21 protein-coding genes and 1 pseudogene are annotated in these 23,261 nt (G+C 68.9%); 8 read left to right on the top strand and 14 right to left on the bottom strand.

Annotated features, from left to right (window positions below; all coding sequences use genetic code 11):
- Nucleotides 1–15 precede the first annotated feature (15 nt).
- Nucleotides 16–1,179: an adenosine deaminase gene (locus ACFVY3_RS11870; protein WP_400159868.1), complete on the top strand. Its 1,164-nt coding sequence runs from the start codon at nt 16–18 to the stop codon at nt 1,177–1,179.
- Nucleotides 1,180–1,202: 23 nt separating this feature from the next.
- Here the strand turns inward: ACFVY3_RS11870 and ACFVY3_RS11865 are convergent, their stop codons facing one another.
- Nucleotides 1,203–2,177, bottom strand: a complete 975-nt coding sequence (locus tag ACFVY3_RS11865) for an aldo/keto reductase (RefSeq protein ID WP_400159867.1) — start codon at nt 2,175–2,177, stop codon at nt 1,203–1,205.
- A gap of 109 nt (nt 2,178–2,286) precedes the next feature.
- Entirely contained in the window at nt 2,287–2,730 is a 444-nt protein-coding gene (locus ACFVY3_RS11860; RefSeq protein ID WP_400159866.1) for a DUF2177 family protein, read from the bottom strand.
- A 142-nt stretch (nt 2,731–2,872) separates the two neighbouring features.
- Between ACFVY3_RS11860 and ACFVY3_RS11855 the strand changes: the two genes are divergently transcribed.
- Both ACFVY3_RS11855 and ACFVY3_RS11850 read left to right on the top strand, forming a co-directional pair.
- The gene (locus tag ACFVY3_RS11855; RefSeq protein WP_400159865.1) at nt 2,873–3,739 is read left to right on the top strand and encodes a DUF1295 domain-containing protein; all 867 of its coding nucleotides are present in this window, start codon (nt 2,873–2,875) and stop codon (nt 3,737–3,739) included.
- 130 nt (nt 3,740–3,869) lie between these two features.
- Complete coding sequence (locus ACFVY3_RS11850) at nt 3,870–4,745, top strand: glycosidase (RefSeq protein ID WP_400159864.1); 876 nt, start codon at nt 3,870–3,872, stop codon at nt 4,743–4,745.
- Between the two features lie 365 nt (nt 4,746–5,110).
- Here the strand turns inward: ACFVY3_RS11850 and ACFVY3_RS11845 are convergent, their stop codons facing one another.
- Nucleotides 5,111–6,298, bottom strand: coding sequence for a mechanosensitive ion channel family protein (locus tag ACFVY3_RS11845; protein ID WP_400159863.1), 1,188 nt, complete (start codon nt 6,296–6,298; stop codon nt 5,111–5,113).
- Between the two features lie 71 nt (nt 6,299–6,369).
- A complete protein-coding gene (locus ACFVY3_RS11840; RefSeq protein ID WP_364138563.1) occupies nt 6,370–6,639 on the bottom strand; it encodes a DUF1508 domain-containing protein in 270 nt (89 codons plus the stop codon).
- 162 nt (nt 6,640–6,801) lie between these two features.
- Between ACFVY3_RS11840 and ACFVY3_RS11835 the strand changes: the two genes are divergently transcribed.
- The gene (locus ACFVY3_RS11835; RefSeq protein ID WP_400159862.1) at nt 6,802–7,119 is read left to right on the top strand and encodes an acylphosphatase; all 318 of its coding nucleotides are present in this window, start codon (nt 6,802–6,804) and stop codon (nt 7,117–7,119) included.
- A 22-nt stretch (nt 7,120–7,141) separates the two neighbouring features.
- Here ACFVY3_RS11835 and ACFVY3_RS11830 read toward each other — a convergent pair whose 3' ends face one another.
- Nucleotides 7,142–8,896, bottom strand: coding sequence for a RecQ family ATP-dependent DNA helicase (locus ACFVY3_RS11830; protein WP_400159861.1), 1,755 nt, complete (start codon nt 8,894–8,896; stop codon nt 7,142–7,144).
- Between the two features lie 179 nt (nt 8,897–9,075).
- On the opposite strand from ACFVY3_RS11830, the gene ACFVY3_RS11825 reads away from it, so the two are divergent.
- Nucleotides 9,076–10,440 carry an MFS transporter gene (locus ACFVY3_RS11825; protein ID WP_400159860.1) on the top strand — a complete coding sequence of 455 codons (1,365 nt, stop codon included), beginning with the start codon at nt 9,076–9,078 and terminating at the stop codon, nt 10,438–10,440.
- A gap of 28 nt (nt 10,441–10,468) precedes the next feature.
- Here ACFVY3_RS11825 and ACFVY3_RS11820 read toward each other — a convergent pair whose 3' ends face one another.
- The 8 genes from ACFVY3_RS11820 to ACFVY3_RS11785 form a co-directional block, all read right to left on the bottom strand.
- The gene (locus tag ACFVY3_RS11820; protein WP_400159859.1) at nt 10,469–11,185 is read right to left on the bottom strand and encodes a YoaK family protein; all 717 of its coding nucleotides are present in this window, start codon (nt 11,183–11,185) and stop codon (nt 10,469–10,471) included.
- A gap of 51 nt (nt 11,186–11,236) precedes the next feature.
- The gene (locus ACFVY3_RS11815; protein ID WP_400159858.1) at nt 11,237–12,469 is read right to left on the bottom strand and encodes an amidase family protein; all 1,233 of its coding nucleotides are present in this window, start codon (nt 12,467–12,469) and stop codon (nt 11,237–11,239) included.
- Nucleotides 12,466–13,596 carry an acetamidase/formamidase family protein gene (locus tag ACFVY3_RS11810; protein WP_400159857.1) on the bottom strand — a complete coding sequence of 377 codons (1,131 nt, stop codon included), beginning with the start codon at nt 13,594–13,596 and terminating at the stop codon, nt 12,466–12,468. Before ACFVY3_RS11810 ends, ACFVY3_RS11815 begins: the two co-directional genes overlap by 4 nt.
- A 25-nt stretch (nt 13,597–13,621) precedes the next feature.
- On the bottom strand, nt 13,622–14,338 hold the full coding sequence (locus ACFVY3_RS11805) for a FadR/GntR family transcriptional regulator (RefSeq protein ID WP_400159856.1): 717 nt from the start codon (nt 14,336–14,338) through the stop codon (nt 13,622–13,624).
- An 11-nt stretch (nt 14,339–14,349) separates the two neighbouring features.
- Entirely contained in the window at nt 14,350–15,753 is a 1,404-nt protein-coding gene (locus ACFVY3_RS11800; RefSeq protein ID WP_400159855.1) for an MFS transporter, read from the bottom strand.
- Nucleotides 15,754–15,978: 225 nt separating this feature from the next.
- Nucleotides 15,979–16,557 carry a histidine phosphatase family protein gene (locus tag ACFVY3_RS11795; RefSeq protein WP_400159854.1) on the bottom strand — a complete coding sequence of 193 codons (579 nt, stop codon included), beginning with the start codon at nt 16,555–16,557 and terminating at the stop codon, nt 15,979–15,981.
- A gap of 96 nt (nt 16,558–16,653) precedes the next feature.
- Nucleotides 16,654–17,853 carry a TerC family protein gene (locus tag ACFVY3_RS11790; protein WP_400159853.1) on the bottom strand — a complete coding sequence of 400 codons (1,200 nt, stop codon included), beginning with the start codon at nt 17,851–17,853 and terminating at the stop codon, nt 16,654–16,656.
- Nucleotides 17,854–17,967: 114 nt separating this feature from the next.
- Nucleotides 17,968–18,747, bottom strand: coding sequence for a DinB family protein (locus ACFVY3_RS11785; protein ID WP_400159852.1), 780 nt, complete (start codon nt 18,745–18,747; stop codon nt 17,968–17,970).
- Between ACFVY3_RS11785 and ACFVY3_RS11780 the strand changes: the two are divergent.
- Together ACFVY3_RS11780 and ACFVY3_RS11775 are read left to right on the top strand one after the other, a co-directional pair.
- A pseudogene (locus ACFVY3_RS11780) lies at nt 18,733–20,111 on the top strand (amino acid permease). The gene ACFVY3_RS11785 and the pseudogene ACFVY3_RS11780 overlap by 15 nt on opposite strands.
- 510 nt (nt 20,112–20,621) lie before the next feature.
- Nucleotides 20,622–21,749 (top strand): HNH endonuclease, encoded by a 1,128-nt coding sequence (locus ACFVY3_RS11775; RefSeq protein WP_400159851.1) that lies wholly within the window; start codon nt 20,622–20,624, stop codon nt 21,747–21,749.
- A gap of 130 nt (nt 21,750–21,879) precedes the next feature.
- On the opposite strand, the gene ACFVY3_RS11770 is transcribed toward ACFVY3_RS11775, so the two are convergent.
- A complete protein-coding gene (locus tag ACFVY3_RS11770; protein WP_400159850.1) occupies nt 21,880–22,689 on the bottom strand; it encodes a hypothetical protein in 810 nt (269 codons plus the stop codon).
- A 96-nt stretch (nt 22,690–22,785) separates the two neighbouring features.
- Here ACFVY3_RS11770 and ACFVY3_RS11765 point away from each other — a divergent pair, with 96 nt between their 5' ends.
- A complete protein-coding gene (locus ACFVY3_RS11765; protein ID WP_400159849.1) occupies nt 22,786–22,980 on the top strand; it encodes a hypothetical protein in 195 nt (64 codons plus the stop codon).
- Nucleotides 22,981–23,261: the final 281 nt, after the last annotated feature.

Here is a 23,261-nt window from a genome sequence, read left to right as displayed (position 1 = left end):
GCATATCCTTACCGAATGGAAAGTTACGACGGCGGCGCTGGTGCGCCGCAGGCAGAGGCCGGTGCGCCGCAGGCAGAGGACGGCATGCCACAGGCAGTGAATGGGGCGCCGCAGGCGGAGCAGGCAACAGAGCAGCCAACAGAGACCCGGTCCGAAGGGGTCCCCGAGTTCGCTGAAGTCCCGGAGGAGGTCCACGGCCCGCTGCCCGTGGCGGAACTGCACCTGCACATCGAGGGAACGCTGCAGCCGGAGCTGATCTTCGCGCTCGCGGAGCGGAACAACATTCCCCTCCCGTACGCGGACCTGGACGAGCTGCGGGCCCGCTACGAGTTCACGGACCTGCAGTCGTTCCTGGACCTCTACTACGCCAACATGGCCGTGCTGCAGACCGAGCAGGACTTCGCGGACATGACCCGGGCCTACCTGTCCCGCGCCGCCACCGCCGGGGTCCGGCACGCGGAGATCATGCTGGACCCGCAGGCGCACCTCTCCCGCGGTGTCGCCCTGGAAACCTGTGTCAACGGCGTGGCCTCCGTGCTGGCCACCTCGCAGGAGGAGTTCGGCATCTCCACGCTGCTGATCGCGGCGTTCCTGCGGGATCTCTCCGAGGAGTCCGCCCTGGAGGTGCTGGAGCAGCTGATGGCGATGGATGCCCCGATCGCCGGGATCGGCCTGGACTCCGCGGAGGTGGGCAACCCGCCGTCGAAGTTCGAGCGGCTCTTCGCCCGGGCCAAGGACGCCGGGCTGCACCGGATCGCGCACGCCGGCGAGGAGGGCCCGCCGTCGTACATCGTCGAGGCGCTGGACGTCCTGGACGTCGAGCGGATCGATCACGGCATCCGCTGCATGGAGGACCCGGACCTGGTGGAGCGCCTGGTTCAGGAGCTGATGCCGTTGACCGTGTGCCCGCTCTCCAACGTCCGGCTTCGCGCCGTGGACACCCTGGCCGAGCACCCGCTGCCGGGCATGCTCGCCGCGGGCCTGAACGTCAGCGTGAACTCCGACGATCCCGCGTACTTCGGCGGCTACGTGGATGACAACTTCACCCAGCTCAGGAGCGTGATCGGCCTCTCCGAGTTCGACTGTGTCCGGCTCGCGGCGAACTCCATCCGGTCCTCGTTCGCCAGCGAGGAGCGCAAGACCGAGCTGCTGGCCGAGCTCGCCGCCTCCGGCCGCTGAGCCGGAGGCGGGGCCGGGAGAGCCTAGGCGTCGATGCTGCCCATGTCCGGGTAGCGTCCGCCGGCGGCCACCCCGGCCGGTGCCAGCTCCTCCAGCCGGGCCATGTCCTCTGCGCTGAGTTCGACGTCGACCGCCCCGAGGTTCTCCTGCAGCCGGTCGCGCTTCTTGGTGCCGGGGATCGGGACGATGTGCTCACCCTGGGCCAGCAGCCAGGCCAGCGCCAGCTGCGCCGGGGTGCAGCCCTTGGCGGTGGCCAGCTCGGTCACCCGGTCCACGAGCTCCAGGTTGCGCGTGAAGTTCTCGCCCTGAAAGCGCGGGGAGTGGCGGCGGAAGTCGTCGGGCGCGAAGTCGTCCTCGCTGCGCAGCTGCCCGGTGAGGAAGCCGCGGCCCAGCGGGCTGTAGGGGACGAAGCCGATGCCCAGCTCGGCCAGGACCGGGAACACCTTGGTCTCCGGCTCCCGCTCCCACAGCGAGTACTCGGTCTGCAGCGCGGTGATCGGGTGCACGGCGTGGGCCCGGCGGATGGTGTCCGCGCTGGCCTCGGAGAGCCCCAGGTACTTGACCTTGCCGGCCTGGACCAGCTCGGCCATGGCGCCGACGGTCTCCTCGATCGGCACGGTCTTGTCCACCCGGTGCTGGTAGTACAGGTCGATGTGGTCCACGCCGAGCCGCTGCAGGCTCGCGTCACACGCGGCCCGGACATACTCGGGCTTGCCGTTGATGCCCACCCAGGAGCCGTCCTCGCGGCGTTCGTTGCCGAACTTGGTGGCCAGCACCACGTCGTCCCGTCGTCCCTTGATCGCGCCGCCCACCAGCTTTTCGTTGGTGAACGGGCCGTACATGTCGGCGGTGTCCAGCAGAGTGCCGCCGGCGTCGAGGAAGGCGTGGATGGTGGCGACGGACTCCTGCTCGTCGCCCTTGCCGTAGAACTCGCTCATGCCCATGCAGCCGAGGCCCAGGGCGGAGACGGTGAGTGAACCAAGCGTGCGGTGTTGCATTGGGGGTTCTCCTGACACAGTGGGAGGGCCGCGGATCGGCCCCTGGGGGAGTGGGGGTGGCGGCGATCAGGCCACTGTAGCCAGCCTGATTGCCCCGGGCAACAGGTGGTCAGTCGCCGAGGGTCACGGCGCCGGCTCGAGGCCGGTGCAGCCGCAGGATCAGGGCCACCAGCGGGCTGACGGCGGCGCACACGGCGGCGCCCCAGGCGATGTCCGTGACGGCGACGACGGCGGGGAAGTCCTTGAGCACGGCGAAGGCGGTGAGCGCCCAGGTGGCGTAGGTGAAGAAGCCGAACAGCGCTCCGGACCCGGCCCGGCTCCGGAGGCTGGCGCGGCTGTCCGTCGGGCGGACGCCGTAGTGGACGATCCCGGCGACGAAGACCACGTAGAACAGGACGGCGCCGGCGGCGTTGAAGCTGGCCGGAAGCAGATGGCCGATCTGGCTGCGGTACTGCGGGGTGGCCACGGTGAGGATCCAGACGGCGTCGACGGCGGCGAAAATCACGGCGGTCACGGCGTAGGCCAGCAGCCACTTCCTGAGCGGACGGGTCATGAGAGCTCCTTCGGGGCGTGGTGCGCGGTCGACGGTGGGCGGGGCATGGCCGGTGGACACGGAACTTTCCTCAATACTAGTTCGTAGGCTTAGTAGTCAGCGCCGGCACCGGGACCCGGGCCGCCTAGGGAAGGAACGCTCCATGAATGAGTCCGAACGCAAGGCCCTCGCCGCCATTCCGGTGGTGGTGCTGCTCGGAGCCGGGCTCGCGTGGGCCGGCAGCCAGAACGGGGCCACGGCCGGTGGCATCCCGGTGTTCGCCCTGGCCGTGGCGGCCGCGTTCATCATCCAGTGGCTCGCGTTCATCCCGGCGTACCTTCGCCAAACGGAGCGGTTCTACGACCTGACCGGCTCCCTGACCTACATCGCCGTCACCCTGCTGCTGGTGCTGCTCACCCCCGGCATCGACGCGCGGGGCTTCCTGCTGGCGCTGCTGCTGCTGGTGTGGGCCGCTCGGCTCGGCTCCTTCCTGTTCCGCCGGATCAGCAAGGCCGGCAAGGACGACCGCTTCGACGAGATCAAGCCCTCCTTCGTCCGCTTCCTCACCACCTGGACCATGCAGGGGATCTGGGTGGCCTTCACCGCCGCCGCGGCCTGGGTGGCCATGACCTCGGCCAACCGGGTGGTGCTGGACTGGTTCGCCATCATCGGCCTGCTGGTCTGGGTTGCCGGGTTCGGCATCGAGGCCGTCGCGGACCGGCAGAAGGGCAGGTTCAGCGCGGACCCGGCCAACAAGGGCAAGTTCATCTCCACCGGCCTCTGGTCGAAATCCCGTCACCCCAACTACTTCGGCGAGATCCTGCTCTGGGTAGGCGTCGCCATCATCGCCCTGCCCGTGCTGCAGGGCTGGCAGTGGGTGGCCCTGATCTCCCCGGTGTTCGTCGCGCTCCTGATCACCAAGGTCAGTGGCGTCCCGCACCTGGAGAGGAAGGCGGACAAGAAGTGGGGCGGCCAGGCCGACTACGAGGAGTACAAGAAGAACACCCCGGTGCTCATCCCCAAGCTCTGATCACCTCTCTTCCACGTCGCTTCGCCGCGTCATATCCAGTCACGACACCGACCGAATCGCCGCGCCCGGTCGCGGATGCCGGGGAACCTTGGCAAAATGCAGGTGGATCAATAGCTGCTAGAGGAGACCCATGGGCGCGAACGCTGCGGAAAACACTAACCTTCGCCTGAAAGCTGTGCTGGACGTCCTGACCGAGGGGGTGTGGTCCGGGGAGAAGCTGAACGCCGGCGTCGTCCTCGGCGAGGCGATCGCCCGGGTCCCTCTGAATGACAAGGAGCGGGAGCTGCTCAGCGGCGGCATTCCGCGCGGGCACAAGGCGCTCACCACCGCGTCCGCGAAACTGGTGAAGGCCGGCTGGCTGATCAAGGGCCGCTCCGGCTGGACCATTACCGAGGACGGCCAGCGCGCCACGGTCGCCTTCGCGGACCCGGCCGCCTTCACGGCCGCGCTCGACGCCGGCACCCCGGTCCCGGCCGACACCCCGCTTCCCGCGGCACCGGCCGGCCACAGCGCACCGAAGGCCGCCCCGCATGGGGCGGAGAAGGCCGTGAAGGCGGTCGAAAAGGTCGCCGAAAAGGTGGCGGACACGGCCACGAAGCTGGTCGAGGAGGCCGTGGCCCCGGTGGCGAAGGCCGTCCGCAAGCGCAAGGCCGTGGACAAGGCGGCCCCGGCCGAGGCGGAGGCAGTCCCCGCGGAGCCCGCCGTCGAGCAGCCCGCCGAGGTCGCCGTCGCCGGTGACTTCAACGTCCTGCTCGGCGCCCCGGCGAACTGGGCGCCGCAGTATGACGAATCCCAGATGCAGCTGGACGAGGTGGACCAGCTGTGGAAGCTCGCCGCGGACCTGCCGGCCGGCGCCTACAGCTTCAAGATAGCCATCAACCGATCCTGGGATGAGAACTACGGCCGGTTCGGGGCCTTCGACGGCGCCAACCACGAGGTGCACCACCGCGGCGGACCCCTGGTGATCCGCTACGACCACCGCACCCGCGACATCGTCACCGAGTAACGCGCAGAACCATGATCCGGCCGGGGCCCCGCACAGGGCCTCGGCCGCTTCGGTGGTAGGCCTAGAACCGCGTGGGGTCCGGGCCCGGCGGAATCGGCGACGGCGGCGGGACCGGTCCCGGGTCAGGGATCGGCAAGGGCCCCGGCGGCGTCGGTCCCGGCTCCGGGGCCGGCCCGGGAGCCGGGCTCGGCGTCGGCTGGGGGATTGGCGGCGGCGTTGGCCCCGGCTCCGGCGGGAACGGGTCCCCGGGTTGAGGCTCCGGCGAGGTTGGGCCGGGTTCCGGCGGGAACGGATCGGGTCCGGGAGGCGGGGGGATGGTCATGCCCCCGATTATCTGCCCGCATCCCCGCGCTGGGAAGAGCGCACTAGTTCTGGCCGGCGATCGACTTGTCCCGGTCCTCGAACACGTCCTCGCCCGGGCCGGAGAAGGCCTTGGAGCGCTCCACCGCCTCCAGGGATCCGGTGAACAGCTGGGAATCGTGCGGGTCGGTCGGGGTCCGGGCATCCGGTGCCACGATCCCGGCCGGCAGCGACTCGAGCCGGAAGTGCGGCAGCGCCGTCGGGTGCTTCTCCTGCAGGAAGAGCACCAACTCCTCCCGGATCAGGCAGCGCAGGTCGAACAGCGCGGCGCTGTCCGCGGCGCTGACCAGGATCCGGACGCGGACGTAGCCGGCGGTCGCGTCGGTGATCTGCAGGATCCCCACCCGCTGGTCCCAGAGTTCCGTGCCGGCCAGGACCCGCTTCAGCTCGGCCCGCATGGCGGACACGGGCGCGCGCCAGTCCAGGTCGAACTCCACCGTGCCCATCACCTCGGACTGCCGCCGGGTCCAGTTCTCGAACGGGGTGGTGGTGAAGTAGGTCGAGGGCAGGATCAGCCGGCGGTCGTCCCAGATGTGCACCACGATGTAGGTGAGGGTGATCTCCTCGATCCGGCCCCACTCCTTCTGCACCACCACCACGTCATCCACCCGGATGGCGTCGGTGAAGGCCAGCTGGATCCCGGCGAAGACGTTGACCAGGGAGGTCTGCGCCGCCAGGCCGGCCACGATCGAGATCAGCCCGGCGGAGGCCAGCAGCCCGGCGCCCAGGGCCTGGACCGCGGGAAAGGTCAGCAGGATGATGCCCAGCGCCACGATCGCGATCAGGGCCGCGCCGATCCGCCGGGCCAGGATCACCTGGGTGCGCAGCCGCCGGGCCCGCCGGTTGTCCGCCACGTCCACCCGGTAGCGGGTGGTGACCAGGGTTTCGATGATCAGCAGCACGGCGATTGCCAGCCACGCGACGGAGGCGATCAGGGCGATCACCAGAGCGTGGTCCAGTGTGCGGCGCCAGTCGGCGTCGTTCGTGGTGGCGGCGAGGGCGATCCGCACGCCGATCAGGCAGAGCGCGAAGCGCAGCGGCAGCCGGGCCACGCGGGAGGTTTCCCGGAGCGCCTCCTGCTTGCGGTTGAGCCGCAGGACGATGCGGCGCACCAGCCAGGAGGCGGCCAGCCCGGCGATGATGGCCAGGGCCACGGCCAGGAAGGGCATTGCGGAGGAGAGGAACTCTTGCATCTTCCAAGGTGTAGCAAGGATTCCCGCCCCGGCTGAAATCGCGGCCCTGTCAACGTGGGTCCGCTCACGGTTTACACGGCGGGCAGGTGCCTCCGGAGGTGGTGGTGCCCGGCCCGGGCGGCCTGGCTGCTCTTGGTCCACGTGGTGCCTCCCCAGGGGGTGGCGTGCGATTCCCGGATCAGGCCGGTTCCGGCGCATTCGCGGACGGCCATGATGCCGTCAGCCGCGGAGCGCTTGTCCGTGAAGGGTTTGGAGACAGCGAGCACTGTGCCGTCCGCCCCCAACAGCCGGAACCGGACGTTCGAATCTGTGTCGGTGAAGATCTCGAATTGTCCTGCCATTGTCCTTTCCTTTCAGGCGATCCGGGGCGTGCGGGCTACATCGGGTGGTGTCCGCGGGCCGCGCCGGAGGGTCTCCTTCCACCCTCCGCAATGCCGGGCAACGGCTGAAAGGGGCGAAGGTCCCGGATGCCGGACACTCCGGGGCGGGGCTAGATTGGGTCCATGGCGGAGAAAACGGGCGAGCGGTCCGGGCCCGACGGCGGCGCCGGCGTGCGGCTCACGGCCCGGGTCACGGGCATGGTCCAGGCGGTCGGCTTCCGGTACTGGACGGTGCGGAAGGCCGCGAAGCTGGGGCTCACCGGCACGGTCCGGAACGACGACGACGGCTCGGTGCGCCTGGTGGCGGAGGGGCCGCAGTCGGTGGTGCTGGAGCTCCGGAGCTGGTTGCGCTCCCCGGATGCGCCGGGCCGGGTCGACCATGTGGAGGAGTCCATCTCCCCGGCCACCGGCGAGTTCACCGGCTTCGACGTTACGTACTGAGGTTCGGGGTGGGCATCCCGTTTCAGGCGCGCTTCAGCAGGCCCCGCTCCAGGACGGCTCGATGGGAGAGGGTCTTGTAGCCCTCGGTATCGAACAGCACGGTGAGGACGTCGCCGTCGGACTGGATTACCTGGCCCGGGCCCCACTCGGCGTGGACCACAGCGGCTCCCACGGGGAAGCCGCCCCCGGAATCCCCGCCGTCGTCCGCGGCCCCACTCGGAGCAGCCTCCCCGGCCAGGCAGGTATCGCAGTTGCCGCAGGGCCCGGGCAGCTCTTCGCCGAAGTAGCCCAGCAGGAACTGCCTCCGACAGTGGTGGGTCTCGGCGTAGCCGCGGATCATCTCCACCCGGGACCGGTCCACGCGTCCCCGCGTCTCGGCGAGGTCGACCGCCAGCGCCAGCGCCGCCTCCGGGTCTCCGGTGAGCCGAACGCCGCCGTCGTCGGCGTGAAGCAGCCCGGTGTCCTGCAGCTGGTTCAGCAGGGCGGTGATCCGCCGGGACGGGAAGCGGGTCCGGGACGCGAGCTCGTCGCGGGCGAGCGGGGTGTCCTTGGCGGCCAGGACCGCCAGCAGCACCCGCAGGGAGGGCTGGTTCGTTGTGTGCGTGGTGAAGAAGCGGCGCAGGCCCAGGTCCTCGGACCGGTAGTGCAGCACCGCCCGGGCGGGTCGGCCATCACGTCCGGCGCGGCCGAACTGCTGGTAGTAGCTGTCCAGGGATTCCGGGATGTCCGCGTGCAGCACGAAGCGGACATCCGGCTTGTCGATGCCCATGCCGAACGCGGTGGTCGCCGCCACCACGTCCAGGGTTCCGGCTTGGAAGGCCTCGTGCACCCGGGTGCGCTCGGAGGCGGGCATGCCGGCGTGGTACGCGGCGGCCCGGATCCCGGTCCGGGTCAGCTTCGCCGCGTACTTCTCGGTGTCCTTGCGTTTGGCGGCGTAGATCAGCCCAGGGCCGCGCAGCTCCGCCACGAATCCGGCGGCCTGCTCGATGACGGCCCGGCGCTTCGCCTTGTCCTCGTGGTGCCGGGTCACGGCCAGGTGGATGTTCGGCCGGTCGAAGCCGCGGACCAGCACCAGCGGCCGGTCCAGGTGCAGGCGACGCTGGATCTCCTCGCGGACCGGGGCGGCGGCGGTGGCTGTGAGGGCCGCCGTCGTTGGGTTGCCCAGGCGCTCGCGGACCTCGCCCAGGCGCAGGTAGTCGGGGCGGAAGTCGTGCCCCCAGGAGGTGACGCAGTGCGCCTCGTCCACTACCAGCAGCGGGACACCCAGGGCGGCGAGCCGGTCCACGGTGCTGTCCTTGGCCAGCTGTTCGGGGGCCAGGAAGAGGAAGGCCGCGGTGCCGTCCGCGGCGGCGGCCCAGGCCCGGTCCTGTTCCGCGGCGGTGCGGGCGGAGTTGATGGCGACGGCGGTGCCGGGCCCGGCGGCGTCGTTGATGCCCTCCACCTGGTCCTCCTGCAGCGAGATCAGCGGCGAGACCACCAGGGTGGGGCCGGTGCGGGTTCCGGAGTGGTGGAGCAGTAGGCCGGGGACCTGGTAGATCAGGGACTTGCCGTAACTGGTGGGCATCACGGCCAGCAGGTCGCGGCCGGCGGCCAGGGCGCCCATGCCCTCTAGCTGGCCGGCGCGCAGGGTGCCCAGGCCGAAGGTCTCCTCCGCGATCCGGCGCAGGGCGGCCTCGCGGGGTCCCGGGCTGGCCGGGGTGACAGAAGCGGCGGGGCCGGCGGAAGCCGCGTGGGCGCCGGGCACCTCGGCGGGCGGGTCTGCGGTGGCCTGGGTCATGGATGCTCCACGCTGAACGGTTCCGGCGGCCGGCTGCTTCGGCCGCACTCCCAGCCTAACGCCGCCCGCAAGGCCCACCTAGGGACCGTGCCGTCGCAACGGGGACCGCCCGCGGCAAGCCGAACCCGCCCCGTGGACATCGTTTCGAATCACCGGTCCGCATGGGACAGACTGTTGCCGTGAGCAACTCTCCCCGGACCGGTCTGGCCATCGCAGGGCTCAGCCTTGGCACCGCGCTGAACCCGCTGAACTCCTCGATGATCGCCGTCGCCCTGGTGGTGCTGCAGGCCGACTTCCGGCTCGACGTCGCCACTGTCACCTGGGTGGTGACCTCGTTCTACCTCACGTCCGCCGCCGGGCAGCCGCTGATGGGCAAGCTGGCGGACCGGTTCGGCCCGCGCCGGCTGTTCCTGCTGGGCATGGTCCTGGTGGCGGCCACCTGCGCGTTCGCCCCGTTCGCGCCCAACTTCGCGCTGCTCTGCGTGGCCCGGGCGTTCATGGCGCTCGGCACCGCGAGCGCCTATCCCAGCGCCGTCGTCATGGTCGCCGCGCTGGCCAAGCAGGCCAACGTGCCCTCCACCCGGCCGCTGGGCCGGATCCAGATGGCCAACACCTCCGCCGCGGCCGTCGGCCCGGTGGTGGGCGGGTTGCTGGTGAGCCTGGTGGGCTGGGAGGCGCTGTTCCTGATCAACGTGCCGCTGGCCCTGGCGTCCATCCTGATCGTCCGCCGTTTCGCCCCCGCGGACGGCGAGCGGGAACGCGGCAAGGTGGCGGACCTGGTGCGGGACTCGGACCTGCCCGGCATCGGGGCGTTCATCGGCGCCCTGACCCTGGTGATGATGGCCCTGCTGAACGTGCTGCCCGGCTACCGCTGGTGGCTGCTGGGCGCCGGGGTGGTCCTGGCTGTGCTGTTTGCCGTGCGGGAACTGCGGTTCAGCCCGCCGTTCCTGGACCTGCGGCTGCTCGGCCGGAACCGGCCCCTGCTGCTGGTGTACCTGGGCTTCGTGCTGTTCAGCGGCGTCTACTACTTCGCGTTCTTCGGCCTGCCGCAGCTGCTGCAGACCGCCGGCGGGTACGACCCCGGCGTCGTCGGCCTGCTGATGCTGCCGCTGGCGGCCATTTCCGTGGTGGGCACCCCTGCTGCCGTCAAGGGCATCGACCGGTTCGGCGTGCGGCGGGTGCTGATCGCCGGCGTCGTGCTGCTGCTCGTGGCGTCCGGGGCCATGTGGCTGCTGACCGCGTCCCTGGCCGTCCCGCTGGTCCTCGCCATGACCGCGCTGCTGGGCGTGCCGTACTGCGTGGTCAGCATCGCCTCCAGCCAGGGCATGTATTCGTCCACCCGGCTGGAGGAGCGCGGCGTCGCGGCTGGGATCTACCAGACCTGCCGGTACCTGGGTGCGATCACCGCCACCGTGCTGATCGGCATCTTCTACGGCAGCGGCGTGAACCAGGCCAACTGGGGGCTGATGGTGTTCGTGATGCTGGGCCTGGGCGCCGTGGTGCTGCTGGTCTCGCTCGCCTGGCGGGAGCCCAGGAGCCGCTAAGCGGCGGACCCGCTGCGTCCCCCCGCCGTCACCGTGCGGCGGGCTCCAGCTCGGCGTCGTGGACGGCGCGTTCCCGGGCGATCTCCCCGGTGAGTGCCACCAGCAGGGTCAGTGCCGCCGTCGCCATTACGCCCAGCCCGGGGTGGATGTGCAGCAGCCCCGCGCCCGCGGTGGCGCCGGCCAGGATGAGCACGACGGCGCCCAGCCGGCGGCCGGTGTGCGCGCCGGTGCCGCCGCCCAGCCGGGAGTCGGCGGCCAGGCCGGTCAGGGTGGAGGTGACCACCACGGTGGTGACGTCCTTGACCGCCAGGTGACGGGCGGTGGCGGCCTGCATGCCCATTGCCACGGCCAGCGCGCCGGTGATGGTCAGGGTCACCGGGTCCCCGGCGTGCGGGGCGTGGACGGTGAGGACGACGGCGATAGCGCTCATGGTGAGCCCGACGGCGGCCAGCAGCACCGTGGTGCGTCGGCTCCAGCCCGCGGCCACGGGGCGCAGGGTCCGGCCGGCGATCACGGCGCCCACCATGAAGCAGGCCAGGGCGATGGTGGGTCCCACCACGGGCAGGTTATCCGCACCGATCAGCGCCATGCCCAGGATCACCACGTTGCCGGTCATGTTGCCGGTGAACACCCGGTCCAGGCCCAGGTAACCGACCGCGTCGATGATGCCGGTGGAGAAGGTCAGGACCAGCATCAGGGTCAGGTTCAGCCGGTCCGGTTCGGTGGATTTCAGTCGCTTGAGCATGGTGTTGTCTTTCGGTGCGGTGGCCGGTCGGGCGGCGTGCGGGTGGCGGGCTCAGCGGGGGCCGAGCCGGCGGGCCAGGCGCAGCAGGTCCAGGTCACGGTGTACGGGTCCCACAATACTCACGCCGCAGGGCAGCCCGCCGGGTGTGACGAGCGGGAGGGAGAGGGCCGGCAGCCCGGCGATGCCCGCGATGCAGGTCAGCTGCATGGTGGCTTGCCGGACCGCGTCGATGGTGGAAGCGCCCAGCGCGGAGGCCTGCGCCACCTCGGTGAGGAGCGGGGCCACGGACGACGCCGACGGCAGCACCAGCAGGCCACCGCCCACGAAGTCGCGGATGCCTTGCCGGGCGGACCGGAGCACGTCCCGCGCCGCCTCCGCATGGCCGGCGGTGGTTCGCGACGCCGTCGCGAACCGCCCGGCGACGTCGGCGCCCAGGGATGCCGGGTGCGCCTGGATCCAATCACCGTGCTGCTGCCAGGCCTCGAAGCCCTGGACGGTCTGGAACGCGGCGAGCCAGCCGGGCAGGTCCTCCGCCGGGAAGGGGGCGGTGTCCGCCGGCGGGAGCTCCGCGGCGGCGGCGAACCCGCGGATGGCCTCGGCGATCCCGGGTTCGGCCAGCGCCAGCAGCTCCGGCGGCACGGACATGCCGGCCAACGGGGCCGACGCAGCGCCCGAGGTCTCCGGCAGCAGCACCTCACCCACGGCGGCGAGGGTGGCGGGGTCGCGCGTCAGCCAACCGACGGTGTCGAACGACGGCGCCAGCGGCAGCAGCCCCTCGACGGACACCGCGCCGTGGCTGGTGCGGATCCCGTAGAGGCCCTGGTACGCGGCCGGGACCCGGATGGAGCCGCCGGTGTCCGTGCCGAGTCCCACGTCCGCCTGGCCCAGGGACACGGCGCTCGCCGAGCCGGAGGAGGACCCGCCGCTGATCCGGCCCGGCGCCCGCGGGTTGGGCGGGGTGCCGTAGTGGGCGTTGGTGCCGGCCAGGCTGTAGGCGAACTCGTCGGTCCGGGCGATCCCGGCCATGGACGCGCCCGCGGCCAGCAGCGCCGCGGGGGCGGCCGCCGTCGTCGTCTCCGGAACGGCCCCGGCCAGCCGCGCCGGGTTCCCCGCACCCACGGCGAACCCCTCCAGCGCGAACAGGTCCTTGACCGCCACGCTCAGCCCGTCCAGGGGACCGGTGCCGGCGGGCGGGAGCAGCGGGGCGCCGAGGACGCGCCACACCGTGGGATCCGCCGGCGAAGCAGGAACGGCGGCAGCAGCGGCGGCAGACACGGACGTCACGGGCGGAAGTCCTCCACCCGGATACGGGCATGCACTCCCTTCACCAGGTCCACCACCTGCGAGATGTTGAAGTCCGTGGCGGCGCTCAGGTACGCGTAGGCCAGGCTGGGGTCCATGCCGTAGCGGGCCTGCAGCAGGGCGACGGCGGCGCGCACGCAGTTCTGCACCGCGGTGTCCAGGTCCTCGTCCATCCCGGTGGGGACCAGGAACTCGGGGGTCTGCGCGAGGGGTCCGGTGAGGGTGCCGAAGTTCCGCACGGCCTCGTCCTGGGCGACGACGTCGAAGCGGAGCCGGACCCGGAGGGAGGCTTCCATGGCGGTGAGGGAGACCTCGCCGTCGCCCTGGGCGAAGTGCGGGTCGCCCACGTAGGCGAGGGCGTCGGCCACCTGGACCGGGAGGTAGAGCGAGCTGCCTGCGGTGAGCAGGTTGATGTCGATGTTGCCGCCGTGCGCTCCGGGCGGGACCGAGTGCGGGCGGCGGTCGCCGTCGACGGCCACGCCCATGATGCCGAGGAACGGGTTGAGCGGGAAGTGCACGGTCGGTTCGGCGCCGGGCCGCAGCGGCAGCCAGCCCGAGGGCGTCCCGTCCGCGTCGTCCCGGACCGCGGCGAAGGCGCTGTAGTTCCCGGCGCCGAGGGGGTATTCGCCGTTCAGCGCCCCGCGGCCGTGCCGGCTGGAGATCACGCCGTAGGGCACCCGGGGGGTGGTTTCCAGCACGGTGATCTTCAGCAGGTCCCCGGGCCGGGCGCCGCGGACCGCGATGGGCCCGGTGACCACGTGCGGGCCCAGATTGGCGGACAGCCGCTGGATGTCCGAGCCGGCCAGGCTGATGGCGTCCTCGAGGATCTGGTGTTCCGGGACCCCGTGCGAGCCGAAGTAGGCCAGCGGGTCCCGGCCCTGGTCCTCCAGGATGCCCTCGTGGCTGATGGTGTCAATGGTGACGTCGGTGCCCGGGTCGATGCTGAGGACGGGCCGGTCCGCGGCGCAGGGGAGCGCGCCCCAGAGGACGTTCTCCCGGGACGAGGGCAGGTAGGTGGTGCCGTCGGCGATGCCGTCCCAGGACTGCAGGATGCGGGCGGCTGTGTCGGTTCCGGCGGCGGTGCCGGGCTGGATCAGTGAGGTGCTCACGGTAAGTCTCCGATGGGTTGAGGTACTAGGGCTGGTGGTCGCGGATGAGGACGGCGACGTCGGCCAGGTGGTCGCGCATGGCGATCCCGGCCCCGGTGGCGTCCCGGGCAAGGACGGCGGCCAGGATCCGGCGGTGGCCCTCGATCGAGCAGCGCCGGCCCTCCGCGGTGGCGTGCGAGCGCAGCCGCACCTCGGAGGTCCAGGAGCTGGTGAGGGTCAGGACGGTGGCCATCAGCTGGTTGCGGCCGGCCTGGGCCAGCAGGGTGTGGAACTGGACGTCCAGCCGCAGCGCCTCCTCCGGGGAGAGGTGTTCGCTGGCCGCGGCCAGGGCGTCCTGCAGCTGGATCAGGTCCGCGGCGCTGGACCGAGCGGCGGCGAGCTCGGCCACCAGGGGTTCCAGCGATCCGCGCAACTCGGCCACGTCCTGCTGCGCCTGCCCGGCGCCGGCCAGCCGCGCGTACAGCTCGCTCACCGGTGCCGGCGGCTCCGCAACGATCGTTCCGCGGCCGCGGGTCCGCTCCACCAGATGCTTGGATTCCAGCTCCTGCAGGGCGGTGCGGACCGTGGCGCGGGAGACGGACAGCTGCTCCGCCAGTTCCCGCTCGGTGGGGAGCTTGTCCCCGGGGGTGAGGCCGCGGGAGGCGATCTCCCGTTCCAGGTACGCGGCCACCTCCGCGCTCATCGAGGCGGCCCGGCGCAGCGTGGGCCCGGCGGCGGTGTGCTGCTGAAGTGACTGAGCCACGGCAGGTCCTTTCACGCGGTGGGCTGGGGGACGGGTTCGACGGCGGGGGCGGGCTGGGTGGCGACCCGGGCCGGCGTCGTGAAGCAGAACGCTACCGCGCCCACCAGCAGCAGCACAGCGGACAGGTAGAACCCGGCCTCCAGCGCTCCGGTGGCGTCGGCCAGGGCCCCGGTGATGTACGGGGCGAAGATCGAGGAGAGCATGCCCGCGAAGTTGAAGTAGCCGTAGGCGGTGGAGTACATGGAGCGCGGGGTGTTCTCGGCCAGGAAGGCGATCAGGATGGGGTCCAGCGCCAGCTTGCCCACCAGGCCGTAGACCACCAGGCCGGCGATCATCAGCGAGTAGTTGCCGGTCATCGGGACCAGGATCTGGCAGAGGCCGCCCAGGACGGAGAGCGCCACGATCAGCGGGCGGGTGTTCTTCAGCCGCCGGGCCCACATGCTCAGCAGGATGGCGCCGGGGATGGAGGCCCAGGGGACCAGGGAGGCGATGATGCCGGTCTGGGCGGGGGCCACGCCGCGGGCCTGCTGCAGGTAGGTGGGCAGCCAGGTCAGCATCGAGAAGAAGCCGTAGAGCGAGCAGAAGATCAGCACGTAGGTGAGGATGTGGTTGCGGGTGAAGAGGGCCTTGTTGGAGACCTTCTGAACCGGGGCGCCGTCGTCCGTGGCCTTGGACGCCAAAGCCTTGTGTTCGGCGTCGATCGGGGCGAGGTAGTAGTTGATCAGGAACGCGACGATCAGGGTGGCGGCGCCGAAGATCAGGAACGAGGCGTGCCACGGCAGGCCCAGGGTGAAGGTGAAGTAGCCGGAGCCGATGAAGCCCAGCGAGATGCCCACGGCCATGCCGCTGTTGATCAGGGCGGCGGAGACCCCGCGCCACTTGTCGGAGATGTAGCTGGAGGAGATGCCGTAGACCGGGCTGTAGAAGGTCCCCTCGCCGATGCCGGTGAAAGCGCGCATCAGCAGGAACACCATGAAGCCGGGGGCGAAGCCGCTGAGGATGGTGCCGATGCCGAACACCACGTAGCCGGCCACCACCACCTTGACCCGGCCGATCCGGTCCGCGAGGTAGCCGGTGGGGATCTGCATCAGGGCGTAGGTGATGAAGAAGACCGTGGACATGAGGCCCAGCTGGCCCTTGTTCAGACCCCACTGGGACTGGATGACGCTCATGACGGGGGAGAGGATGTTCCGGTCCGCGTACATGAACACCCAGCCCAGGGAGAAGAGCAGGGTGACGGCCACGGGGCCGGGGCGCTTGCCGCTGACCGGCAGCAGACGACGGCGGGCCGTCGGGAGAGTGGCAGACGCTGCGGGGGAGGTGGCGGTGGAACCGGCGACGGTGGGGCCGGCCGCTCCGGCCGTGCCCGGCGGCACGGTGCCGGCGGCCGGCTTCTCGGCGGTGGAAACGTTCACGGGGTGCTCCTCGGGGGCTTGAGACGACTTGGTTCATTGGTCGAACCAAGGTCCAAGCTAGGACCCCGAAAGGGCGAAAAAACCTTGAAATGGCGGGGGTGAGGAGAGCTTTACGGGGCCGAAACCGGGTTTAACCTGCCGGTTACACGGCTGGTTTTTGGCCGACTCATAGGACCAGTTATGCGTCGGCCATGTTACCGGCGCCGCGAGTGTGACGAGGTGCGTTCAGACGATGGCGCTGAGGCGCTCGCCGTTGAAGTATTCGAGCTTCCAGCCGTCTTCCGGGTGGTGGTGGGCCAGGTTGAGGGCGGCGTTCTCCACACTGTCCAGGTGGCGTCCGGCTGCGCGGCTGAGGCTGACCCGAAGCAGGGATCCGTGCGCCACCACCAGGATGTGGCCGCCGCGGTACTCCTCTGCCAGGGCCTCCAGCGCGGCGAGCCCGCGTTCGGCGGCGTCCTCCTCGCTTTCGGCGCCGCGGAAGCCGTTAGGGATGCGCAGCGCGTCGAGCTCGGGGCCGTCGGTCATGCCCTCGGCGGGGCCGTAGTAGCGTTCGGTGAGCTCGGGGACACGGCGGGCCACGCTCAGGCCCAGCCCGGCGGCGATCAGGTCCGCAGTTTCGGCGGCCCGGCTCAGCGGCGAGGAGACGATCGCGTCCCACCGGTACGCGGACAGGGCGGCGACGGCGTCGCGCGCCTGGGCGCGGCCGACGTCGTTGAGCGGGATGTCGGTGGACCCCTGCAGCCTGCGCTCGGCGTTCCAGTCGGTCTGGCCGTGGCGGATGAGGGCGAAGGTTGTGAGGGTCATGCCTCCATTCTGCCGCGCCGCCGCTGGCCCGTGAAAATGGCCGGAAGAACCGTTTAGTGAAAACCGGCCAGCCCCGGGCGGGGCGGGAAGAGGGACCTACCGCAGCCCCTCCCGCTGCAGCGCCTTGTCGTGCTCGGCGTGGGCGCGGTGCAGCAGGTCCTTGAACTCGGTTTCGTGGTGGACCAGCGACTTGTACTTCTCCGGCAGGGACTGGAGCTGCTGTTCCTCGGCCACCATCTTGGCGAAGATCCGTTCGCGCTCGGTGATGTCGGTTTCGTAGTTGAGGTCCAGGTATTCGACGGCGTGCCGCTTGGCGCCGGAGACGGCGTTCTTGGCCTTGCCCTTGGGGCTGAAGATGGAGGCCAGGACCGTGATGGTGAGGACGCCCAGGATCACCAGCAGGGACGCGCCGGTGCTGACCTCGATCACGTTGACGTGTTCGCCGTCGTTGATGAACGGCAGGTTGTTCTCGTGCAGGGCGTGCAGTACCAGCTTGACGCCGATGAAGCCCAGGACGGCGGCCAGGCCGTAGGAGAGGTAGATGAGCCGGTCCAGCAGCCCGTCGATGAGGAAGTAGAGCTGCCGCAGGCCCATCAGGGAGAACGCGGTGGCGGTGAAGACCACGAAGACGTTCTGGGTCAGGCCGAAGATGGCGGGGATGGAGTCGAGGGCGAAGAGGATGTCCGTGCCGCCGATCGCCACCATCACCAGGAGCATGGGGGTGAGGACGCGTTTGCCGTTTTCGACCGTGAAGAGCTTGTCGCCGTCGTAGTTGGACGACGCCGGGAAGAACTTCTTGGTGAGCCGGACGATCAGGCCGTCCTTCTCGTCGTCTTCGTGGGAGTCGGGCTTGAGCAGGTTGCCGGCGGTGAGTAGGAGGATCAGGCCGAAGATGTAGAACACCCAGGAGAAGCTGCTGATCAGGGCAGCGCCCAGGAAGATGAACGCGGTGCGGGCGATCAGGGAGAAGACGATGCCGAACAGCAGCGCCTTCTGCTGGTCCGCCCTCGGCACCCGGAAGCTGGACATGATGATGAGGAAGACGAAGAGGTTGTCCACGGAGAGGGCCTTCTCCGTGACGTAGCCGGCGAAGTATTCGGTGCCCATGTCCACGCCGCCGAAGATCAGCACGCCGACGCCGAACAGCAGCGCCAGGCCCACGTAGATGGAGGACCAGATGGTCGCTTCCTTCAGGCTGGGGGTGTGGGCCTTACGGACGTGGAAGAAGAAATCGAAGGCCAGCAGGCCCACTATTCCGATGATGGTCAGTATCCAGACGGTGGTGGGAACCTGCATGTTGCCTCATTAGGTGTCGGCCGGGGTGGTCGGCGGGGGCGTGGTACCTAGGCCAACGAACGCGGTTCCCAGTCAGTGCCGGGTATTTCTCATGTCTTTCATCAGACTTGTTTGCTACGTACCGCTTTCCGTACGGGTGCCGCGCGCGCCGCGTTCGACGGCGTCCAGGTCGCGGAGGGCGTAGCGCAGGTGGTCCCACTCCTCGTTGAGGATGGTGTGCAGGCAGGAGCGGACCGTCACCGCGTGGTCCGGCGCCCATGGGTTGCGGCGCTCTTTGTTTAATTCGTCGGGGGTGACGGCGGCGAGGAAGTCCCGGACCATCTTTTGTCGGTCTTGTCTCGCTGCCAGGACGTCTTGGTACCGCGGCGGTTCGGTGGCGAAGACGGAGAGGTCGTAACCATCGGTTTCGAATTCCACGTTGGGCTGGCCCAGCGGGTGATACGGCTGCTCGATCTTCAGGATGGCCTTGCGGAGCCAGGTGTCCGTGGCCATCACCAGGTGCCGGAGAGTCTGGGAAAAAGACCATTCCCCGTCCACCTGAACCTCGACGGCGCCCGTCGGCAGCCCTGCGGCGCGCTCCAGCGCCTGCTCCCACGCTTCTTCCGGCCGGGCCCAGGCGTGCCGCAGCCCCCCTGGGTCCGCGGCCCGGCGCTCGGCCCGGCCGGGGAAGCGGCGGTTGAGTTCGGCCTCCACCAGTGGCGCAACGTCCACGCCGTTGATGAGCAGCGCGCTTCCGTCCTCTGCCAGCCACGGCGCGTCGATGTCCGCGCCGAGCAGGTCCACGCCCCGCATCACAGCCCCGGACAGGTCCGCCCGGATGAACCGCGCACCGCGCAGGTTGGTGGCGGTGAAGGTTGCGCCCTGGAGGTCGTCCGTGTGATCGAAGGTTTCCATGGCGGCTACTGTGGCACGGCGGGCGTTGGCGGGGAAGGGAACCTTGCCGGCCTGTTCATCGGCTCCGGCGCCGGCATCCAGGCCGCCGGCCCGGCGGTGCTGATCTCCTACCTCTTCGCCGGCACCCTGATCATCCTGGTGATGTGGGCGCTCGGTGAGATGGCCGCCGCCAACCCGGACAGCGGCGCCTTCTCCGTCTACACCGCCAAGGCCTATGGGCCGGTGGCTGGCGCCACCGTCGGCTGGCTGTGGTGGATCCGGCTGGTGGTGGTTATCGCGGCCGAGGCGCTCGGTGCGGCGGGCCTGCTGGCGACGATCTTCCCGGCCCTGCCCGTATGGCTGATGGCCTTCGTCTTCATCGTGGTGCTCACGGCCGTCCACCTGACCAGTGTGAAGAACTTCGGTGAGTTCGAGTTCTGGTTCGCCCTGCTCAAGGTGGCGGCGATTATCGGGTTCCTGCTGGTGGGCTTCGCGCTGCTCTTCGGCTGGCTGCCGGGCGTGCTGTCGCCGGCCTGGTCAACTTCATGGGGGAGGGCTTCGCGCCCAGCGGCTTCGCCGGGATCGCGACGGCGCTGTTCGCGGTCGCCTTTGAGTTCGGCGGCACCGAGATTGTGTCCGTGGCTGCCGCCGAGACGGCGAAGCCTGCCCGCAGCGTGAATAAGGCCGTCCGGACGGTGCTGTGGCGCATCCTGGTGTTCTACATCGGTGCCATCTTCATTATCGCGGCTGTGGTCCCCGTGGGGTCGGACGGCCTGAAGAGCCCGTTCGCCGCGGTGCTGGACGCCGCCGGCATGCCCGGTGCTGCCACCGCGGTCACCCTGGCGGCCGTCGCTGCGCTGCTCTCGGCGTTGAACGCGGACCTTTATGGTGCGTCCCGGATGGCATTCTCCCTCGCGGAGCGCGGCGAAGCACCGCGCGTGCTGGCCTCGGTGTCGAAGGCCCGGGTTCCGGTGGTTGCCGGCCTGGCCAGCGTCGCGTTCGGCATCGTCACCGTGGTGCTGGAGCTGGCCTTCCCGGAAATGGTCCTACCCGTCCTGCTCAACATCGTGGGATCGACCTGGTTGCTGGTGTGGACCTCCGCCCTCCTGGCCCAGCTGGCATTGCGCCTCCGCGCCGACCGTGCGGGCACGGAGCTTCCCCTGCGGATGCCCGGCTTCCCGGCGCTCACGGTGTTTGGCCTGGTGATCCTCGCGGCGATCTTCACGGTGGGATTCATCGGCGAGGACTCCCGTCCCCAGCTCCTGAGCACCTTCACGCTCGTGGCGCTGCTGGCGGTGGGTTGCTGGCTGAACCAGCAGAACCGGAAGGTTGCGCCCGCTGAGGAGTCCGCGGAACCTGCCAAGGAGCCCGCACTGATCGACTAGATCCCGTGTTGCGGACCCGCCTTCTGGGTCCGGTGCATGTGAAGGGCGCGTCCGGCTTTGGCCGGGCGCGCCCTTCTGGTTTTGTTGCGGCGAGGGCGGCTGTGCACGAAATTGACCGGGTGACGCGTCGTAAGCTCCCGTTTGTCGTCGATGGGCACGCTGGGAAGCCGAGCGTGTCCTTAAGGGCGAGAGATGATGGCGACGTGTGAACCCAACAGCTGGCGGGTATTTGGCGTGCTCGCCGCAGGGATAAAAGCGACGCCGGCGGCCCCGTAGGTTCGAAGTGCCCGGAGATATTAGGCGGTGCAGGCGGACGTGGCGCCGGTGCGGCCGAGCATCACGGCGTAGCCGCATTCCTGCACTTCCTCCTCCACGCCCTCCATCACCTGGGAGGCGAGGGCGTCGGAGACCATAGGGCGAGGGGCCGACACCGGGGATAGCGTGCTAGGAATCCGTTTGTCGGCGCAAGTCGGCTCCTAAAAGGGCCTGGCGCGCGGCTATCCTGGCGAAATGAAACGTGTCTTTCCCGAAACTCCCCTTGTTGCAGAGCCACACCTGAGCACAAAGGAAGTTGCGGTGATGATTGGCCGCCACCAGAGCATGGCGGCTGATTATGTGAACCAAGGCCTCTTCCCGAACGTTTACCTAGACACGAGCGTGCGCGGCCAAGGCGCCTTCAGAGTACCCAAATCGGATGTGCTCCATTACTTGAACGGTCCGCAGCCGTCGCTCGACACCCAGGTGCGCCAGGCAGCGCAGACCTGGCTCGCCGTCCGCACGAATGACGGTCAGGACGCAATTAGCTACCTTGACCTCGAAGATTTCGAATTCGAAGGTCGCCGATTCCCCCTGAAGAGTAGGCAACGCGGGATTTGGAAGCCCCGGCTCCTTGACGCCGCTCTGTCCATTACTACGACGTTCCGGCGGCCCGGTCAGGAAAGACCCTACGAGGACGAGGTAGGCCCAGATGGCATGCTGCGGTACAAGTGGCAGGGGGATGACGCCGATGCCGCTGACAATCGGGCGTTACGCCGGGCGATGGACGACGGGCTGCCCCTCATTTGGTTCTTCGGAGTTGCGCCAGGGCTGTATCAGCCGATATTTCCGGTCTTCTTGGTTGACGAGGAAGTCGACAAACAACAGTTCGTAGTGGACATCGACCCTCAAGGGGCGTTCCTCGACGGCGACAATGAAACTGAATCTCCTATGGAGGTCGAGGTCCTTAAACGATATGGGACGAGGATCGCCCGTACACGTCTCCATCAGCGTCTTTTTCGGTCCACGGTTATCGACGCGTATGGATCGAGATGCGCAATTTGTAACCTAAGGCATAAGGTTCTGCTGGATGCCGCTCACATCATTCCAGACGCCGACGCCGACGGAGCACCAACCGTTGTCAACGGCATGGCCATGTGTAAGATCCACCACGCCGCGTTTGACTCTCACATCCTTGGAGTTCGACCGGACCTAGTGGTGGAAATCAGGACTGACATTCTGGACGAGGTTGACGGTCCGATGCTCAAGTACGGTCTCCAAGAGAGACACCGGCAGCCGCTGATGAGCGTTCCGTCGAAGAGATCGCAGCGTCCTAGCGTGCCGCTACTAGAAGCAGCGTACGCACGTTTTAAACAGGCCTAGGACAGAGTCGGTAGAAGGGAATACGAGCAATCGAACGTCCGCGGCGAATGGAGGTTCAGTCGTCTCTCGCCGCCCGATGGGCTCCGGGCGTTCTCACACCGTCTGAAGCGTCTCCGCCAGCGAAGCTGGACTATATGTGGGACCTGTGCTTGCTGGGCCTCCTCCATCCTCTGCGGGCTGCCAGGACCGCGACTGCCGCCAGACCCATGACCAGCAGGGGACGCGACCGCAATCCGTGACGGGACGGTGTAACGCCACCAGCATTACGCCCCGTCCGTTGCTGCTGTACGGATCTCGGTCGGCGAGTAGCGTCAGCGGTCCCCATCGCCTCGCGGTATTCCTTGTAGGCAGGACCCGCGGTGAGAAGCACGGAACCTGCACCGGCAAAGGTCCAGATTGCGGATTCCCAAACAGGCGTAAAGGAGTCTCCGCCGATCCCGGTCAAAGACGCAAGCAAAGAAATGCTGCCGAACAGCCCCCAGAACCACAACATGGTGCGCGAGGCGGTCGTTCCTTTGATGTAGTCCACTGTGGAAACTGGAGCCCTCCACAGACGGAATGCCCAACGGAAGCAAACGAGGAGAGAAGCTGCGGCGAGCCCTAAAACTGTGAGCGCCTGTACTTTTGTATCGCTGTCAGCGTCATCACTGATGCCCACGAGAATTATGACGACAAGCGCGATAGTTGGAAGGTAAACCCAAAAGAGCTTCTTGTCGTTGGGAAGCCGCAGGCTAAACCGGCCGGTCGTCTTGGATTGTTCATCTTTCACACGATGACAATAAAGCCTTGGCAGTTTGTTCGATGTGTCCGTCCCCCCGAAGGGCATCAGAGAAACCTGGGCGATCGGTCTCAACCCCTTGATCTCGGCTTCGAACGACAGCTGCTGGCGCTTGAACCACGAGGTTGGGCTAATCGCGGTAAAACACCCCGGCTGCTTCACGGAACACGCCGGGCGGCCACCAGCCAGCGGCTTCTGCGCCTCTGAGGCAGGGTCACTACGTGGCCAAGGTTTTCACCGTGCCTGATTCAGCGTCGGGTGTTCCGCTTCGACCTGCGCTACCGGGCGCTCACCGGCTACGGGCGCAAGGAGCTGGAGAAGGCCGTCGAGGACGAGTTCCCGCCGGGCGGACTATGTGCACCACGCAGGGGAGGAACCGATTGCGATCACCGGAAGCTGCGCCGTCCGATGCCAGCGGATGTGTTTGCGACAGCCGCTGCGGTGGCGCAATGAGCGCGACTCAGGTGGGACGATATTCGCGGATTCTTGTTGCTGAAATTGAGGCAGACCGCCAGCCGTCGGACTTCGAGACCATAGAAAAGTTATGACAGCGCAACTGAAATCCGCCAACTTCAGGTCCACCAGCCGTAGGCGTCGACAGCGAGCGTGATAGTCTCTCGTCAGAAATCCATGAAGGACTCTATGCTTGTGTGACAACAACTCATTGATCAGATGGCGAGAAGATCGATGCCCGAAGCTAATACGGAGAATTCTTGAGACGTGTAAGTGCGGTA

This window comes from Arthrobacter sp. BPSS-3, assembly GCF_044628475.1.
In the GTDB taxonomy this organism is placed as follows: domain Bacteria; phylum Actinomycetota; class Actinomycetes; order Actinomycetales; family Micrococcaceae; genus Arthrobacter.
The sequence above is the reverse complement of the archived record's forward strand: the minus strand, read 5'-3'. Positions and strand labels throughout refer to the sequence as shown.

What these genes read in the sequence shown, in the direction of transcription:
- ACFVY3_RS11795 (WP_400159854.1), bottom strand. Translation starts at nt 16,557, where the DNA reads ATGACCCTCACAACCTTCGCCCTCATCCGCCACGGCCAGACCGACTGG.
- ACFVY3_RS11870 (WP_400159868.1), top strand. Translation starts at nt 16, where the DNA reads ATGGAAAGTTACGACGGCGGCGCTGGTGCGCCGCAGGCAGAGGCCGGT.
- ACFVY3_RS11850 (WP_400159864.1), top strand. Translation starts at nt 3,870, where the DNA reads ATGGGCGCGAACGCTGCGGAAAACACTAACCTTCGCCTGAAAGCTGTG.
- ACFVY3_RS11840 (WP_364138563.1), bottom strand. Translation starts at nt 6,639, where the DNA reads ATGGCAGGACAATTCGAGATCTTCACCGACACAGATTCGAACGTCCGG.
- ACFVY3_RS11845 (WP_400159863.1), bottom strand. Translation starts at nt 6,298, where the DNA reads ATGCAAGAGTTCCTCTCCTCCGCAATGCCCTTCCTGGCCGTGGCCCTG.
- ACFVY3_RS11835 (WP_400159862.1), top strand. Translation starts at nt 6,802, where the DNA reads ATGGCGGAGAAAACGGGCGAGCGGTCCGGGCCCGACGGCGGCGCCGGC.
- ACFVY3_RS11785 (WP_400159852.1), bottom strand. Translation starts at nt 18,747, where the DNA reads ATGGAAACCTTCGATCACACGGACGACCTCCAGGGCGCAACCTTCACC.
- ACFVY3_RS11820 (WP_400159859.1), bottom strand. Translation starts at nt 11,185, where the DNA reads ATGCTCAAGCGACTGAAATCCACCGAACCGGACCGGCTGAACCTGACC.
- ACFVY3_RS11775 (WP_400159851.1), top strand. Translation starts at nt 20,622, where the DNA reads ATGAAACGTGTCTTTCCCGAAACTCCCCTTGTTGCAGAGCCACACCTG.
- ACFVY3_RS11860 (WP_400159866.1), bottom strand. Translation starts at nt 2,730, where the DNA reads ATGACCCGTCCGCTCAGGAAGTGGCTGCTGGCCTACGCCGTGACCGCC.
- ACFVY3_RS11830 (WP_400159861.1), bottom strand. Translation starts at nt 8,896, where the DNA reads ATGACCCAGGCCACCGCAGACCCGCCCGCCGAGGTGCCCGGCGCCCAC.
- ACFVY3_RS11790 (WP_400159853.1), bottom strand. Translation starts at nt 17,853, where the DNA reads ATGCAGGTTCCCACCACCGTCTGGATACTGACCATCATCGGAATAGTG.
- ACFVY3_RS11865 (WP_400159867.1), bottom strand. Translation starts at nt 2,177, where the DNA reads ATGCAACACCGCACGCTTGGTTCACTCACCGTCTCCGCCCTGGGCCTC.
- ACFVY3_RS11855 (WP_400159865.1), top strand. Translation starts at nt 2,873, where the DNA reads ATGAATGAGTCCGAACGCAAGGCCCTCGCCGCCATTCCGGTGGTGGTG.